Origin of the sequence: Sphingomonas crocodyli (assembly GCF_004005865.1) — a bacterium.
GTDB lineage: Bacteria > Pseudomonadota > Alphaproteobacteria > Sphingomonadales > Sphingomonadaceae > Rhizorhabdus > Rhizorhabdus crocodyli.
In genome coordinates this window covers 1,253,949-1,268,722 of record NZ_SACN01000001.1, presented here as the reverse complement: position 1 = coordinate 1,268,722, position 14,774 = coordinate 1,253,949, and the positions used below count along the sequence as shown (strand labels likewise).

Here is a 14,774-nt window from a genome sequence, read left to right as displayed (position 1 = left end):
CCTGTCGGGCACGGACGATTAGCCAGCACTATCGGAGAGGAAACCGCCCGCGACCGAGTTCGGCTCGTGCCTCTTGACAGACCGCATCGCTCAACGCACGCGCACGCCCAACTTTAGGTTATCTATATACACTCTCACTCATACCCTTCCTGAAAGATACTAAGGAAGGATCATGGAGGAGTTATACCCTAGGTTTCCCCTTCAGGTCTCTCTCAGTCCACCCTGAGCCACCTCCATCTCACCGCCGCCACCAACGGCTGATCCCACACATCCCAATTCCAATCGGTGACCTCCCAGCTTGATCGGCTGGTCGAGGACCGTAGCGCCGCGTCCAGTTGGTGGCATCCCTAACGGGGCTGGACGCGGCGCGCCCCTTCATTCCGAAATCCTGCGGACGGTCGAAAACCGCCGCCGGTCGACCGCTGGCGTCCTGCCAGCTTCCCTTGGGCCTCAAGCCCGCCACCACCTGAGAAAGGAACCCCATGACCGACACCACCAATGCGCCTTTGACGGCTGACGTGGATGGCGACTTCGCCATTGACGATTACGCCATTGACCCGGCGGATCAGCACATCGCCAACGAGATCCAGAACTTTGACCCGGTTTATGACACTCCCGGCACCGTCACGGTGAAGGGGCTGGTCAAGCTGCCGAGCAAGGTCGGCGTCAGCGCCCTCCCTCCGCAATATGCCGACCCGATCAGGCAGAAGCTGGCCGACACGACCGAACCCAAGCGCGCGGCGCTGGAGGAGGAATTGGTCAACAAGGCGCTGTATGACATCGCCCTGACGAACCGCGTCAAGAATGGTCCCGGCCCGCTGTCGATGGGTGCGACCATCTACGCCCAGGAATTCTTTCAGGTGGCGAAGGAAGAGATGGACCTCCAGCAGGAGTTCCTGTCCCTGAGCCAACAACTGGCGGAGGTCGACCACGTTCGGCATGTGACCGACGAACAGACCGGCCAGAAGTCGGAGGTCATCGTCAACAAGGTCGCCGGGGCGGCGCGCGCGCGGATGGAAGCGCGCGTGGCGGAGATCAATCTCCACCTCAAGTCGCATGAGGCCGGGGCGGAACGTCGCCTTGCCAAAGCCCTGAAGGAAAGCGTGGAGGCCCGTAAGGCACTCGACGCCGCTGTGGCCGAGGAGGCGGAGGTCGAGCAGATGGCAACGGCGATGGTCCGCGACGAACGGATCAAGGAACGTGCTACCAAGCGCGCTGGCATTCGCCGTCACGCGCTCTAATGGCGCTTTACTCGACCCGGCAAGGTCGCTGGATCACCCGCCCCACGCGAGCGGTCGACACCGGCCCTAACCCGTATGACGAAGGCACCAAGCACTTCGCCGAACGTCACCAAGAGACGACCATCGAACTGCCCTGCGGTCTCACCCGCATCGATCTTGGGGAGCCCATCGTCCACATGGGCGTGAAGGTCTCCACCAAGAAGCCTGCGGCTCCCCGCCGGGAACCTGCGGACACCCCGCCGGAAACTGGCGGTGAAACCGCAACGCCTGCGGCGAAAGCCCCAGCCGAGCGCGACTGGCGCAAAGATTACGGCATGGCCCGCAGCGCATGACCACTCCTGAGGACAAACCCATGAACGACGAACCGACCCACCCGCCGATGGCGGAGGAAGCAGCCGCTGCCACTGTGGCAACGGACGACCCCACACCGCCGACCCCGCCAGAAGCCGACGATGGCCCGCCTGTGCGACCCGACAGCATCGAGGTCGACCTTGGCGAAGGCATGACGCAGGTCACCTACCTCTAACCAGACCCCCGCACCCTTCCCCCGTCTGCCGGTTAATCATCGACAGACGCTGGAGGGGTGCGCCTTCAAGGCTACGCCCATGCGATCCCGAAAGACCCCGCCGGTCCCTGTGCCGGATGGCTCCAAGTTCTGCTTCAAGTGCAAACTCGTCCTGCCGCTGGCGCTCTTCGCCAAGGACGCGAAACAGTACGATGGCAAGAAACACGACTGCCGCCGATGCGACAGCGCCGCCGCCTATCAGCGCCAGCTGCGCAAGCGGGCTGGTCCGTCACCGGACGCTCTAATGGCCGAACCGCTGATCCCGGTAGACTATGATCGGATCGACCGAGCCCGCCGAAACATGCGGCTCGCTTCAGGCACCCACGCCTAACCAACTCCTCACCCAGCGCGACCCACGCACGTCCCTAGGTCTCACCTTGGGCGATGCTGGCGCGCATCCTCATGAAAGCCACCCATGAAAAGCGTCACCATTCCTCCCGGCCTTGAAATAGTATCAGGCGAAAAGATCGGCCGCGATCCGCGCGGCATGTCTGCCCCCGAACTGGAAGCACTCGGGCATTCGTCTAGTTCCGTCTTAGGCGCGGTAAGGGCCAAGTGCCTTGACTGCTGCGCCGCCCAACTTGCCGAAGTGCGAAAATGCACGGCAACCGCCTGCGCCCTGTGGCCGCTGCGGATGGGCACCAACCCGCTCAACCGCAGGACGCTGACGGAGCAACAGCGGGAAGCCCTGCGGGAGCGCGCAGGTGCTGCGAGGGCCGCGAAGGCCACCGCTTAGTCGGCGTTAAGACCAGATCAGATTTTGGCGAGGGCATAGTGGCGAGGGCGATCAGTCCCCCTGAAGCGCCGCCGCCCTCGCTGATCCTTCATCCCGTATCAACAGAAAGACCACCCAATGGCCCGTTCACGCACCCGCCGCGTCCGTCGTCCAACTCTCGACGGCCTGACGTTCCCCTTCGCCGCTATGGCCGCGCGTTTCATGGAACCCGCCGACCGCAACCATTACTCGTCGCTGTGCCTAGCATCGCGAACGGCGGGAGCGCCGAAGCTCTTCGCCGCAGCGGCAGAACGCGCTCGCGGAGAAGTCCGCTTGGACGGTCTGTGATGGTTCGTCCTCACCGGCCTGACGGCGTCATTTCGGATCTTCCGTACGAAAACTGGCGACATCGCGTCATACATCAAGCGGCTCGCCTCCTTCGGGAAGAGGAAATCCGCCTCCGCACACGTCCGTCCCTTTCCGCACTGGAGCAGGAGTTGGCGGAGCTTGAAGCAAAGCGAGACGAGGGAGGCGTCCGTGGCGCTAACACCTGAAGAAGAGCGAGAATATCAGCGGCTGCACCGCGAGCTGGCTCGGATTGAAGCTCAAGAGGCAGGCGAGCGTAAGCTGAGCGAAGCTCGCGCCAAGCGGCCAGCCACCGCTCCTGAAAAGGAAGGCTTCTCGACATGGCGCGCCGTCGTCGGTTCCGTCCGTGATGCCGTCCAAGGTGCCGTCGACACGGTCGAGGACGTCACGAACTGGGCGTCCGACAAGACCGACATGGGCGGCGTGCTGATTGGATCGAAGGCCAGCAACGGCATCTTCGAGGTCGTCGCAGGCCGTAAAGAGTTCCTGAAGCGCAGCGGCGGCGACGCCGACGTGACCCTGCCCCAGCTCGCTGGTACGGAAAATGCAGGCACGGCGGAGAAGATCACGCGCGGCGTGGGTTCGTTCGTGGTTCCCTTCGTAGGCTGGGCGAAAGCCTTCAAGGCCACCGAAGCTGCCACCGTCCTCGGCCGTGCGGGACGCTCAGTCCTCGCCGGGTCGGTCGTGAACTTCACCTCGCACGATCCCGTCGAAGGCAACCTCGCGAACACCCTGAAGGGCTGGGGCTTCGATAACGCCGCGCTCGACGCCATCGCCTCGTCGGAAGATGAGGACGGCATGACGCAGCGCGTGAAGGCGGTCGTCGCCAACCTCCCGCTCGACATCGCAGGCGAAGGTCTGATGGAAGGTGCGATGGCTGCGGCCCGTGCCTACAAGACCGTCCGCGCTGGCAAGCAGGCTACCAAGGACGCCGTCGCGGCCACCCAAGAAGACCTTCGGGTCAAGCGCGTGGTCGCCAAGGCGGTCGAACCGCTGGCTGGTAAGACCGGCGTGCGGATCAACGGTAAGAACCCGTTGGACGTCCCGGCCGTTGCCCCCAAGGCAGCGAACGACGCGAACGTCGTCACCGCAGACACCGTGCTGTCCCCTGCAAAGCCTAAGCCGGAAGCGCCCAAGGCTCCCTCAGGGACAACCGCGGAATTGCCTGAGGCTCCCGCAGGTGGCCCTAAGATGGTCACCGTGCCCGAGAGCCAGGTCAAACCGAAGACCATCGAAACCCTCGACGACTTCACCGACTTCGTGCGGACGACCCTCAAGGCCGTCCCGGCGGATCAGGCGGAGCGCCTGGACAAGATCGCCAAGTCCCTCGTCGATAATCCCCACAACGCCCTGTCGGAGCTGGGGATCGATCCCTTGAAGCTCGACTACAGCCTGTTCGAGGATGCCTCCAAGATCGAAGCCATGCAGCACAGCTTGGCTGAGATCGTGAACGACATCGCGTCGAAGACCGGCCGCACCGGCACACGCGTCACCAACATGGAGACGGTGCGAACTGCGCGGCTGCTGGCAGTGAACCCCAAGGTTCTGACGGACCTCGTCGGGAACACTAAGGGTCTCACGGGTCGCCTGACGGCGGCGCGGGTGATCGTCGGCCAGCATGCCCACAAGCTCGTCTCCGACGTCGATGCGGCTATCGCTGAGATCGCCAAGGGCGGCGCAGGCAAAGCCTACAACGAGTTCACGCACACCCTCGCGCGCCACGCCTCCCTACTGGGGACGCTGCGCGGTGCCGGGTCCGAGATCGGCCGCGCGCTCCAGTCGCTCCAGATCACTTTGGAGGTGAAGGAAGCGGGCAAGACCATCGCCCAGCAGGCGGAAGCTGCACTGGCCAAGGCTCGCGCCAAGGCGGCGCAGGATGCCCAGCGGGTGACCGACAAGGCCGAGAAGGTCGCTGCGAAGGATGCTGCCAAGGCGGCCAAGGTCGCGGCGCGCGAGGTCGACGCTGCTTCTCCGGAAGCGACGCGGTTCCTCGAAGGTCTGACGAACCATCAGGTCGACGACGCTGCTTTCGAAGCTCTGGCCCAGAAGCATGGCGTAGGAGTCCGAGACGTCGCTCGTCAGCTCGGCGTCGACTGGCATTCGGTGAACAAGCTGCGGGAAGCAGAGCGTCGCTATACAGACCTGTTCAAAGACCTCGGCACGGACGCGGGTAAGCTCCGCCTCCTGAACAAGCTCAAGAGCGCCAAGGGCGACCTCGAACAGCTCTCGAAGATCACCAAGGGCCGAGACCTCAAGTTCCTCGACCGGGTCGATGCCGTCGTGCAGGAGACCCGAGGCAACCTGTTCTCGGTAGGCACCGCAGCCATGAACATCATGGGCGCGGGTGCGATGATGGGCCTGCAGTCTATGACCCACGCCCTCGCGGTGATGGGCCATGCGGCTGTCTCGCCGATCAGCGCCCGGCACGCCTACGCCGCTCGCATCCACATGCTCAAGACGTGGGCCTCGGTCCACGCTCCCGTGTCCGCCTTCGGCGACGCCATGTCGAATGCATGGGCGGTCCTGAAGCACGACATGCTGGAAGAAGCGTCGCTCCTGACGGACGCCGCAGGCTTCGGCAAGGCGGCCACCAAGCTGCAGTCAAAGGCCATCGCGGCGGAAGCCGGGGTGACCCGAGGGCTGGTGCGGGAAGCTACTGGGCGCGGCCCGGCATGGTACATCTCGCCCGAGACGCTCCTGAAGGTCTCCGACCAGATCGAGCAGTTCCCCATCGGGAAGGTCGGTCAGATGGGTCTGGAGTGGATGCTCCGCGCAGGGGCCACGGCGGTCAACGTCGGCGGCTCGGGATCGCGCCTTGCATCCTCGCTCTTCATCAACGCCCCTGACCAGCTGGCGGGCACACTCGCGGCTCGCGCCGGGGCGCACTCGGCGGCTATCGAACGGGCGGCGGAGGAGGCAGCGGAAGCTGGCCTGACCGGCAAGGAGCTTCACGGCTACATCAAGCAGCGCGCGTTCGACCTCGCTGACGACATCGACGGCATCTCGCCCGAGCCGTTCGAGGATGGCGTGCGGGAGGTGCTGGACAAGGAAGGTCGCGAGTACGCGCAGAGCGTCCTGTTTCAGGATGAGCTGGAATGGGGAGCAAGCCGCTTCGCACTCGGGCTACACGCCCGTGTGCCGGTGCTTGGTTCTCTTATCGCTCCGTTCGTGCGAACGCCGTTGCGCATCCTCGAACGCACGATGATCGACTTCACCCCGATGGGCTTGTTCAAGAACTCGGTACGGGAAGCGTGGGCGGCGGGTGATGAGGTCGTGCGTGGCGAGATCGCGGCGCGCTATACAATGTCGCTCGCGATGTTGATGATGGCCTACAACCTAGCCCAAGATCGCCAGATCATCGGTTTCGATGGTGGCTCGCGCAGCTCAGCCCGCATTGATCGCGCATCTTACACCATCCGCGTTGGCGGAGACGTGTGGGAGTATAACCGGCTCGATCCGTTGGGTACGGTTCTTGGTCTCGCTGCGGACCTTCGGGAAGCGATTAATGCGAACCAAGACCGAGAGATCGAGGACGTCTGGCAGCTTGGAGAAGTGGCTCTTGAGGTCAGCCTGTGGCCGATCTTTAAGAACATCCTAAGCAAGACTTGGATGCAGAGCTTCAAGCAGCTCAACGACATCATGGCTGCTCCTAATTACGACAGCTACCAAGATCGCTTCGGGCGTTGGATAGCATCGCTCGCCCCCCGTGGCGTCCCACTATCTGGTCTCCAGCGGCAGTTCGACAAGTGGGACGAGGGCGTCGTTCGTGAAGCCCGTGGGTGGACTGAAGGTCTCCTGAAGTCGTCCTGGGGCTCATCCTCGCTCCCCATCAAGCGCGACGCCATCCTTGGCCGTCCGGTCACCCAGTCGGTCGGCGAACGTCTGATCGGCGTGAAGGCCGGTCCCGAGGGGATCGATCCGCTTGAGCGCGAGCTTGAGACCCTCTCGTTCGACCTGCCGCCCGTCCGCACCAAGCTGAAGGGCGTCCGCCTGTCCTCTTCCCAGATCAGCCGTTGGCTTGAGCTGCGTGGACAGGAAGTCCGCGACCGATCCGGCATGACGCTGGAGGAGAAGCTGACGGCCCTGATCGCCCATCCCGGCTATCAGGCGCTGGGCCACAACGGTAAGGTCGAGGAGATCAAGTCCGCGATGGAGGGCTATGCGGCCCTCGCCACCCAGCAGCTCCTGCGGGAAGACAAGAAGTTCGCCTACAGCGTCCTCAAGGAGGAGGTCTGGGAGGACTTCAAGTCGCAGGATCGCAGCCGCGATGAAGCAGACGCACAGACCCTCAAACTCGCACAGGAGCTTGGGATCGTCGTGGGTGAGCCTGAGGTGAACTGAAGGATGGGGTGGGTGCCTGAGGTACCTGCCCCATTTTTCTAAGGAGATATCAATGAGAGGGCCACTTCACCCTACTGACTTACCTGAGGGCCACCTGCTGTGCCGAGGGTGTAACGAGGTTCAACCGAAGCAGCGTTTCTATATCTCGCGGACGATTGAGCGGGGTCGGTCGTACACCTGCCGACGCTGCACCCGCCGCCGGGTTCCTATCAGCCGCGTAGTGAGCGAGTGGAGGGCCAAAGGTCTCCTTTAACGTTCGAATGGTTGAACGTGCGGGATCTCAATCGCCTCCAAAGCCCTGTTTATGGGGAACAAAATCCCAGACTTGGCACTGTTGATTTGCCATCGTGCCGTAAGGCATCGTTAGCTCAATGGCGGGGGCTATCGGCAGTGATGACAAGGCGACAACGCGACTTCAGACCTCGTTCTGTGGAGGCGAGGCGTGGTCGATGACTTGAGGGCGTTGGGGCGCTGGAGCCTTTGTTGCACCTACATCGCCAAGCATGCGCCCTCCCGGTTGGCGATGTCGCAGCTGGCGTTCTTCGCCGCTGCGGCGCTTTATGATCGGGCAGGCCAGCCTCAGACGATGACCGAGCTTCGCGCATTACTTGGAGACGTCAGCGGGGGATCGATAAAGGAAACCTATGCCATCTTCCTGTCGTCGCGTTCAGCGCGCCGCGATGGTCTCGGATGGCTGGTCCAATACCCATGCCCGTTCGATGCCCGCAGGAAGCTCCTTTGCCTTACCGCAAGGGGCCGCTGGGTGATCGAGGGCGTCCTGAAGTACATGGCGGCAGTTTAGCCGGAGCCGCTGGGGGGCGGTCACTTTTGGTGCAAAAATCCGAAGCGGTATACGAGAGAGACGATCACGCCCCGTCCCCCCGTGGGGGTGGGGGTGCCGTCACCTGCCATCCAGATAGCTGGCGATGCCCTACCGCAGTCAGCCACGCGGCGGCGATGCATTTGGTCGCCAAATCAGGGTCGGCATCCTTCCCACGCTGGGCGTATCCGATGGGTATACCCACACGATGCAACGGTAACATGTGGGATGATTGCACCATTTGGGTTGACGCACGATATTTGATACGTCTAGCGGTAAGGAGCTAGATGCAAATGGGACAGCGGCGCGACGCCAAGTAGCCAGTTGCAGGCACAAAAGGGAGACCATCCATGACCAGCATTCAACGTGTCCTCGCCACCCGCACCCGCGTTGCCGCACTGTTCGACGACGCAAGCCCGGTAGTTTCATGTGAGATCAGCCCGGACGGCGCTGCGCGGGTCGCTGCGGTCCGCGCTCGGGTCGATGCGCTACTGCCTGCAGCCTTTCAGGCGAATGCAGCCGCATGACGCTCGTGGGCTACGCTCGCGTGTCCTCTACGGGGCAGAGCCTAGAGGTGCAGCAAGAGCAGCTGAGGGCGGCTGGGTGCGAGAAGATATTCGCCGAGAAGCGGAGCGGCAAATCGACGGATGACCGCAGCGCCCTGAAGCATGCCCTAGAGTGGGTCCGAGAGGGTGACACCTTAGTCGTGACCAAGTTGGACCGCCTCGCGCGGTCAGGCCGCGACCTATATCTGATCGTCGACCAACTATCCTCCAAGAACGTCGGGTTCCGCTGTCTCTCGCAGGGGGCGGTAGACACCACCACGCCGATGGGGAAACTCGTCCTGGGCATCCTTGGGGCAGTGGCGGAATTCGAGCTAGACATCCGGCAAGAGCGTCAGCGCGATGGGATCGAACGCGCCAAGCGGGAGCGCCCGGAGGTCTACCGAGGGCGACGCCCCACAGTCGACCAAGAGGCGATCCGAAAGCTGCGCGCGGAAGGCGTGGGACCGAGCGCCATTGCCAAGAAGCTGGGCTATGGGCGGATGACGGTTTACCGGGCGCTGAAAGGCGAACCCGAACCCACCTGACACCCTCGGAACAACCACAGGACCACCTCAGGCGGACCTCGGGCATCCCTCGGGGTCCGTTGGTGCGTCCGCCTCTGTAGATTTGGCTTGCGGGGGAGGTGCCCTGCTTTTTTCGTTTCGGCTTTCCGGAGCCACGGCCGGTTCTGAGGGGTGACCTTAAGGCACCCTTCCGTTATCCCAAGCTGCGCTGCGGGCAACTAGGAACCCCTCGCTGCGGCGGGGGAGAGGGTAGCGGCTAAACGCCCCTGATGCCCGCAGCCACCAGAAACCTAAGATCGTCCTAAAGCAATCCCTAGCTCCTCCAGAGATGGGATGTCTCGGACCTGTGAAGCGCCGTAAGCGCGCGGAGCTGGCTTGCTATTAAGTCGCTGCTGCGCTTTCGCCACGGCGATCCCGTGAACGCTGGCCTAGGGCCCTCTGCGGTGTTCCTGCGCAAATTTGCGGCAACCCCGTGCCCTTAGTCTTGGATCTCCGCGCGGCTCACGGCGCGAAGTGTTGTGCGACTGTTCGCGCTCACATATCGTTTCGGAGATACGTTTCATCGGGAGGATGCTTTGGCTGTCGACATGGGTCCGAGAAGAGATGTTCCGGACTTGGAAGACCTTAGTCGGGAGCAGCGAATAGAGGCGATGGTCGCTTGGTTTTTCGACAACTTCGAAGACCCCGCAGAACTCACCCCATACGAAAGCGCAGAGGGCGGTTATCAGTGGATTTGGGGAGGGCCATATAACGCCCTAGAGGAGATCGGTGACGCCTTCGCTGACTTCGCCTCAGATGAGGAAATGCAAGCAGCTGCTGATGAGGTCGAAAGCGACGGATTGCATGAGTGGGCTCCGAATCATAATCGCATGATCGAAGTCGACGAGGAAGACGTCGAAGATGTCCTTCCCCCGCTCTCTGAGAGAATTGCTGCCCTCAGGGGGCAACTTGATCAACTCGACGAAGCCTTAGTCGGGCTCGGCCAAGTCGCTCCACAAATGGGGCACAATCGCCCCCCTGAAGGGATGCGCTTAGGTCTTTCCGATGATGACATCCGCGAGGCGCGCGACAGCGTTCAGGACGTTCGCGGCGAACTCGACAAGCCCGATCCGCTCACTAATGGCGATCCTGCTGTTCTTTCGAGGGCAGAGGGTCGTTTCCGATCACTTGCCATCAAGGTCCGTCAATGGGCGATGGCGGCTGGCAAGCTGATCGCGGCGGGCGTTGCGGCGCAGGTCGGCGCGGAGCTGTGGGACGACCCCGTGGCTCTATATCACAAGCTCGAAACAATAGCGGGCACCCTCAATCACTGGTCGAGCTTCATGCAGATGCTTTTCTAATCGATGATGCGGATTGCAATCCGTTCTTTTTATGTTCCAATGGGTGGATGGATCGAATCACCATCCCCCGCCTCGCCGATATCCTCCTGAACGCCCCCGGCTGGGCTCGCGTGGGCCTCACGGTCCCCAATGCCCGGATGCGCGAACAGGCCGCAGACGCCCTCGCAGCAACCATAGTGGACCGGCTTGGCCTTGAGGTGGACGAGAGGGACCAACGGACCTTCCCGCTGCCTCTGCCGGAGCCCAAGGGGCGGTGACGGGACGGCGGCGTACCGCGATGGCGCAAATAGCTTACGCTATCCGTCATTATAATCAAATCCCTAGATCATCAACATTTGTATTAATACTGATCTGATGAACAATTATATTTACACGTTCCAAAACTTGGGGAACTTCTTTTAACAGAAACTCGCCAATTCGTTCGACTGCATTTTCAAGTTGACCATCTGTCATTATAGCAGCTTGATTTAGCGTATCATCAGCATCCACATAGAGAGATAATTCACAGGATATCAGCTTTGTCATGCGAACATATTCCGTCGTAGAGATAGCGGAGCACTTCAGCGTGACACGTCGGGGCCTTTTACACCCAAACAGGCCATTGGAGGCTAGCGGTCGCCGCGAATGGCGTATGGATTAAAGCAAAGCGAGCCCCAAAGGAGCTCTTCATCCCGCTTAAAGCGCCTGGAGAAGTTCAAGGTCAATCCAAACCGTCTGCCCCATCGCAGAAGCGGTGGCACCTTGCAGCCTTGCTGAAGTGTCGCTCCCGACCTGTCCGTTGAAGGTCAGGCGAAAGTTTGTCAGACCCGCGAAGACATTCTCCGCACCTGCAGTGTGCTGACGGATATCCACTTGCCCCGTGATGACTGTTCCTTGCACATTCAGAGCGCCGACGTAGAAGAAACCTCCGTCGCCACCCGCTACCTTTCCCTCGGACAAAGTCACTACGCCGCATCCGTAGTCCGTTCCGACCCGAAACGTCACCTTGTAAAGACCATCCTGCATGAACCCCTCCCTCTAGATCGATACCATCGTAGATGGGAAATCGTTACGGCCATTCAAGGATGTGTCTATAGGGCTCTGTAGGAGAGCCCCGAGGTGCCATCATGCACCGGTTCAGCTTGAAGAATGAACCGATGCAGCAACCTTATATCTTCCGCAATTTGTAGGGCTTTCCGTCGATCATGGCGCGGAATAGCTCGACAGCCTCATGGGACCATTTCCGGGTGGCGCTCTTCTTCCCGGTCTTTATTCGCTCATGATAGCAGTTGTCGGATGCCCGAAGGTCGACGCCGGTCTCGGCCTGAAGCCGCTTGATAAGCGGGTGAACACCATTCCACGTCGACATGCCTAACTCATCAGCCACCTGCGATAGAGTAAGAGGGTGGGTCTTATTGTCGGTATCCGCAAAGGTCAGACCGAGCATCTTCGGTAGCGCCGTATCGTCAGATGCTACATTTTCGAGCGTGGTGTAGTCGACTTCCACTGTTCCACCGGGAAGGTCCTTTCGGGTCAACTTCATCAGCCTAGCGGCAAGTGAGCGCAGCAATGCTGGGTTCACTTGCTTCAACTCATGCCGGGCGGACAGCAACTCGTACACTTCGATGAGTGACGTCACATTGAACACCCGCATGCGATATTGCCGCTTGTCCTCCTCATCGTCGATGACGAACTCAGATTGCGAAGGAGTGGCACCCGCCTCGGGCTTCCACACGATCTGAGCCACGTTAGGGATGAGCCCTGTCTCATCCGCAACAATGCGCCCGATGTCTCTCAAGAGCGTTCTGACGTTCGGATCACCTAAGCTGTACCCGAATATGAAAACCGGATGCTCAACGAAATAGGTGAGAAGCTTTGCGGCGAAGTAGCGGCTTTGCTTATCCCAGTTATTGTAGTCTGGCCGAGTGAGAACGATGCTTCTCGGATCCTTACTCAAACCGTGAATATGGAAAATCTCTCCGAACGAGTTAAGATCATATTTCAGGACCCCCCGACCGACGATCGGCTCGTATCCGCTAAAAACTCGCTCAAGCATCTCATCGTAGTTCGTCGTTATGACTGCGTGCGGGCGAATTTCCTTGAGAGCATTTAACTCCTCCAGATGCTCTTTAGGAAAATCTCCGATATCCTTTGGCGTCAAATCAAGCAGGTGCTTAGCTATTAGCGCCTTCATAAAGACATGTTTGTCACTACCTGCAAAATATGATGGGTCGAACTTCTCTTGATTATTCCACGCCCATTCAAGGACCACGTCTGCTATCGCCGTTCCGATGTCGATTTGATTGCTATCATACTTTTGCACGAAATATGAATACGGACGGCTCTGGCCTCCCACCTGTGCTAGCGCGAACTGGAGAGCGCCGTCCCAGTCTGGCGCACCTATGTAACGGCGTGCTAGGCCAGACCCCACGAACAGCACAGGCTGAACCTCGAAGTTCTCAACGATCCCTTGGATTGCCCCGGCAATCGTCTGCGGAGCATCGAGACTTGATGAATCGTCGACAGCAGGCTCCGCTTCCTGCGGGGCTCCATCGGAAGGCTGTGCTTTATTGGTCATGCTTTATGTTTGGCCGCACCTACTGGCCAATGCAACATCGTGGGGCGACATTTTGTCCCATGATTTATCCGGTACAATGTGAATCAATGGGAGCCACAAACGGACCCCACAAACGGACCCCACACTCCACGTCCGTTCAGCGTTAAGCTGTTGATTTATCTCGATTAAATCGAGTTGGCTGGGGCGCCAGGATTCGAACCTGGGAATGGCGGCACCAAAAGCCGCTGCCTTACCGCTTGGCGACGCCCCAGCAGCCATGCTTTCGCTGGCAGGGCGCTCCCCCTAGCGCGAGACGGATGCAGATGGAAGCCTCGACGATGCGATGAGGCTGGGCTAGGTCTGTCATCGGCATCAAAAAGGGCTGACGATGGCGGTATTGATCACGGGCGCGGCGGGCTTCATCGGCTATAGCTGCGCGATGCGGCTGCTCGCGCGCGGCACCGCCGTGATCGGCATCGACAGCGTCAACGATTATTATGATCCGACACTGAAGCGCGCGCGCATCGCGAAGCTCGAAACCGAAGCGCGCGATCGCGGCGGCGACTTCCGTTTCGTCCAGGTCGATTTCGCCGATCATGAGGCGCTCGAACGCGCGCTCGATGGCCTTGCGTTCGACAAGATCATCCATCTCGGCGCGCAGGCGGGCGTCCGCTACTCGATCGAAAATCCGCGCGCTTATATCCAGTCGAACCTGGTCGGCCACCTGAACATGCTCGAGGTCGCGCGGCACCGGAAGGTCGCGCATATGGCCTATGCGTCGTCCAGCTCGGTCTATGGCGGTAACGACACCCTGCCCTTCCGCGTCGAGGATCGGGTCGATCATCCGCTGTCGCTCTATGCCGCGACCAAGAAGTCGGACGAGTTGATCAGCGAAACCTACGCCCACCTCTATCGCCTGCCGCTCACCGGCCTGCGCTTCTTCACCGTCTATGGCCCGTGGGGTCGCCCCGATATGGCGATGTGGCTGTTCACCAAGGCGATCTTCGAAGGCCGCCCGATCCAGGTGTTCGGTGAGGGCAATATGCGCCGCGACTTCACCTATATCGACGATATCGTCAGCGGCGTGATCGCCTGTTCGGACACGCCCCCGGCCGATGACGGTGCCGAGAAGGCGGGCGGCAGCAAGAGCCCGCACGCCGTTTACAACATCGGCAATCACCGCTCCGAAGAACTGAGCCACATGATCGACCTGGTCGAGGCGGCGTGCGGGAAGAAGGCGATCCGCGAGTTGCAGGGGATGCAGCCGGGCGACGTGCGCGACACCTTCGCGGACATTTCGGCGATCCAGCGCGATCTGGGCTATCAGCCGTCGACCAGCATCGACGTGGGCGTGCCGCGCTTCGTCGACTGGTATCGCCAGTATCATGGGCTCTGACGCATGAAGCGTGTCGTTCTGATCGCCTTCGCGGCGCTGGCGCTCGCGGGCTGCGAGAAGAAGGCCGAGGTCAATCCGGTCAACCCGGACACGCCCGCCGATCCGCAGATCGTCGACATTGCCGGCCTGCCCGAGGATCGATCGGCCGAGATCACCGCGATCGACGCGAGCACCGGCGATGCATCGGGCATGCCGCGCGACGGCGGCAAGGCGATCGAGCTGCCGCAGCAGGCGGCTTCGCCGACCCGCGACGAAGTCACCGTCAACAGCGTCGCGCCGGCACCGCCGCCGATGGTGGTGCCCCCGCCGGTGGTGGCGCCGGCACCGGCCCCTGCCGCTGCGGCCCCGGGCGGAGACGCCGAATAGATTTTGCGAGACATTGCGG

The 14,774-nt window shown here is 61.3% G+C and carries 16 protein-coding genes and 1 tRNA gene; 13 read left to right on the top strand and 4 right to left on the bottom strand.

Translation table 11 applies throughout. The features are described 5' to 3' along the window. The first annotated feature begins 482 nt into the window (after positions 1 to 482). The 11 genes from EOD43_RS06010 to EOD43_RS24130 all read left to right on the top strand — a co-directional run bounded on the left by EOD43_RS06010 (position 483) and on the right by EOD43_RS24130 (position 10,714). Complete coding sequence (locus EOD43_RS06010) at positions 483 to 1,241, top strand: hypothetical protein (protein ID WP_127742022.1); 759 nt, start codon at positions 483 to 485, stop codon at positions 1,239 to 1,241. Continuing rightward, the gene (locus EOD43_RS06005) at positions 1,241 to 1,573 is read left to right on the top strand and encodes a hypothetical protein (RefSeq protein WP_127742020.1); all 333 of its coding nucleotides are present in this window, start codon (positions 1,241 to 1,243) and stop codon (positions 1,571 to 1,573) included. The genes EOD43_RS06010 and EOD43_RS06005 overlap by 1 nt, the downstream gene beginning before the upstream one ends. A 20-nt stretch (positions 1,574 to 1,593) precedes the next feature. Then, the gene (locus tag EOD43_RS06000) at positions 1,594 to 1,767 is read left to right on the top strand and encodes a hypothetical protein (protein WP_164857120.1); all 174 of its coding nucleotides are present in this window, start codon (positions 1,594 to 1,596) and stop codon (positions 1,765 to 1,767) included. A gap of 79 nt (positions 1,768 to 1,846) precedes the next feature. After that, a complete protein-coding gene (locus EOD43_RS05995; RefSeq protein ID WP_127742016.1) occupies positions 1,847 to 2,137 on the top strand; it encodes a hypothetical protein in 291 nt (96 codons plus the stop codon). 84 nt (positions 2,138 to 2,221) lie between these two features. Then, positions 2,222 to 2,542, top strand: coding sequence for a hypothetical protein (locus tag EOD43_RS05990; RefSeq protein WP_127742014.1), 321 nt, complete (start codon positions 2,222 to 2,224; stop codon positions 2,540 to 2,542). Between the two features lie 516 nt (positions 2,543 to 3,058). Continuing rightward, on the top strand, positions 3,059 to 7,228 hold the full coding sequence (locus EOD43_RS05985) for a hypothetical protein (RefSeq protein WP_127742012.1): 4,170 nt from the start codon (positions 3,059 to 3,061) through the stop codon (positions 7,226 to 7,228). Positions 7,229 to 7,670: 442 nt separating this feature from the next. Then, positions 7,671 to 8,030: a hypothetical protein gene (locus EOD43_RS05980; protein WP_127742010.1), complete on the top strand. Its 360-nt coding sequence runs from the start codon at positions 7,671 to 7,673 to the stop codon at positions 8,028 to 8,030. 368 nt (positions 8,031 to 8,398) lie between these two features. Beyond that, positions 8,399 to 8,575, top strand: a complete 177-nt coding sequence (locus EOD43_RS23570; RefSeq protein ID WP_164857119.1) for a hypothetical protein — start codon at positions 8,399 to 8,401, stop codon at positions 8,573 to 8,575. Further along, the gene (locus EOD43_RS05975) at positions 8,572 to 9,138 is read left to right on the top strand and encodes a recombinase family protein (protein ID WP_127742008.1); all 567 of its coding nucleotides are present in this window, start codon (positions 8,572 to 8,574) and stop codon (positions 9,136 to 9,138) included. The genes EOD43_RS23570 and EOD43_RS05975 overlap by 4 nt, the downstream gene beginning before the upstream one ends. 554 nt (positions 9,139 to 9,692) lie before the next feature. Then, complete coding sequence (locus tag EOD43_RS05970) at positions 9,693 to 10,457, top strand: hypothetical protein (protein WP_127742006.1); 765 nt, start codon at positions 9,693 to 9,695, stop codon at positions 10,455 to 10,457. Between the two features lie 47 nt (positions 10,458 to 10,504). Next, positions 10,505 to 10,714: a DUF6771 family protein gene (locus EOD43_RS24130; RefSeq protein WP_127742004.1), complete on the top strand. Its 210-nt coding sequence runs from the start codon at positions 10,505 to 10,507 to the stop codon at positions 10,712 to 10,714. Positions 10,715 to 10,769: 55 nt separating this feature from the next. Here the strand turns inward: EOD43_RS24130 and EOD43_RS23565 are convergent, their stop codons facing one another. From EOD43_RS23565 to EOD43_RS05950, 4 genes are all read right to left on the bottom strand, one after another. Further along, complete coding sequence (locus EOD43_RS23565; RefSeq protein ID WP_164857118.1) at positions 10,770 to 10,982, bottom strand: hypothetical protein; 213 nt, start codon at positions 10,980 to 10,982, stop codon at positions 10,770 to 10,772. Between the two features lie 150 nt (positions 10,983 to 11,132). Further along, positions 11,133 to 11,462 carry a GrlR family regulatory protein gene (locus EOD43_RS05960; RefSeq protein ID WP_127742002.1) on the bottom strand — a complete coding sequence of 110 codons (330 nt, stop codon included), beginning with the start codon at positions 11,460 to 11,462 and terminating at the stop codon, positions 11,133 to 11,135. 142 nt (positions 11,463 to 11,604) lie between these two features. Further along, the gene (locus EOD43_RS05955; protein ID WP_127742000.1) at positions 11,605 to 13,014 is read right to left on the bottom strand and encodes an SIR2 family NAD-dependent protein deacylase; all 1,410 of its coding nucleotides are present in this window, start codon (positions 13,012 to 13,014) and stop codon (positions 11,605 to 11,607) included. Positions 13,015 to 13,189: 175 nt separating this feature from the next. Continuing rightward, positions 13,190 to 13,264: transfer RNA gene (locus tag EOD43_RS05950), tRNA-Gln, on the bottom strand. 117 nt (positions 13,265 to 13,381) lie between these two features. Here EOD43_RS05950 and EOD43_RS05945 point away from each other — a divergent pair. Next, positions 13,382 to 14,389, top strand: coding sequence for an SDR family NAD(P)-dependent oxidoreductase (locus EOD43_RS05945; protein WP_127741998.1), 1,008 nt, complete (start codon positions 13,382 to 13,384; stop codon positions 14,387 to 14,389). A 3-nt stretch (positions 14,390 to 14,392) separates the two neighbouring features. Then, positions 14,393 to 14,755, top strand: coding sequence for a hypothetical protein (locus EOD43_RS05940; protein ID WP_127741996.1), 363 nt, complete (start codon positions 14,393 to 14,395; stop codon positions 14,753 to 14,755). Positions 14,756 to 14,774 lie beyond the last annotated feature (19 nt).

Excerpts from the sequence above, each read along its gene's own strand:
- EOD43_RS06010 (WP_127742022.1), top strand. The coding sequence starts at position 483 with ATGACCGACACCACCAATGCGCCTTTGACGGCTGACGTGGATGGCGAC.
- EOD43_RS06005 (WP_127742020.1), top strand. The coding sequence starts at position 1,241 with ATGGCGCTTTACTCGACCCGGCAAGGTCGCTGGATCACCCGCCCCACG.
- EOD43_RS06000 (WP_164857120.1), top strand. The coding sequence starts at position 1,594 with ATGAACGACGAACCGACCCACCCGCCGATGGCGGAGGAAGCAGCCGCT.
- EOD43_RS05995 (WP_127742016.1), top strand. The coding sequence starts at position 1,847 with ATGCGATCCCGAAAGACCCCGCCGGTCCCTGTGCCGGATGGCTCCAAG.
- EOD43_RS05990 (WP_127742014.1), top strand. The coding sequence starts at position 2,222 with ATGAAAAGCGTCACCATTCCTCCCGGCCTTGAAATAGTATCAGGCGAA.
- EOD43_RS23570 (WP_164857119.1), top strand. The coding sequence starts at position 8,399 with ATGACCAGCATTCAACGTGTCCTCGCCACCCGCACCCGCGTTGCCGCA.
- EOD43_RS05975 (WP_127742008.1), top strand. The coding sequence starts at position 8,572 with ATGACGCTCGTGGGCTACGCTCGCGTGTCCTCTACGGGGCAGAGCCTA.
- EOD43_RS24130 (WP_127742004.1), top strand. The coding sequence starts at position 10,505 with ATGGATCGAATCACCATCCCCCGCCTCGCCGATATCCTCCTGAACGCC.
- EOD43_RS23565 (WP_164857118.1), bottom strand. The coding sequence starts at position 10,982 with ATGACAAAGCTGATATCCTGTGAATTATCTCTCTATGTGGATGCTGAT.
- EOD43_RS05960 (WP_127742002.1), bottom strand. The coding sequence starts at position 11,462 with ATGCAGGATGGTCTTTACAAGGTGACGTTTCGGGTCGGAACGGACTAC.
- EOD43_RS05955 (WP_127742000.1), bottom strand. The coding sequence starts at position 13,014 with ATGACCAATAAAGCACAGCCTTCCGATGGAGCCCCGCAGGAAGCGGAG.
- EOD43_RS05945 (WP_127741998.1), top strand. The coding sequence starts at position 13,382 with ATGGCGGTATTGATCACGGGCGCGGCGGGCTTCATCGGCTATAGCTGC.
- EOD43_RS05940 (WP_127741996.1), top strand. The coding sequence starts at position 14,393 with ATGAAGCGTGTCGTTCTGATCGCCTTCGCGGCGCTGGCGCTCGCGGGC.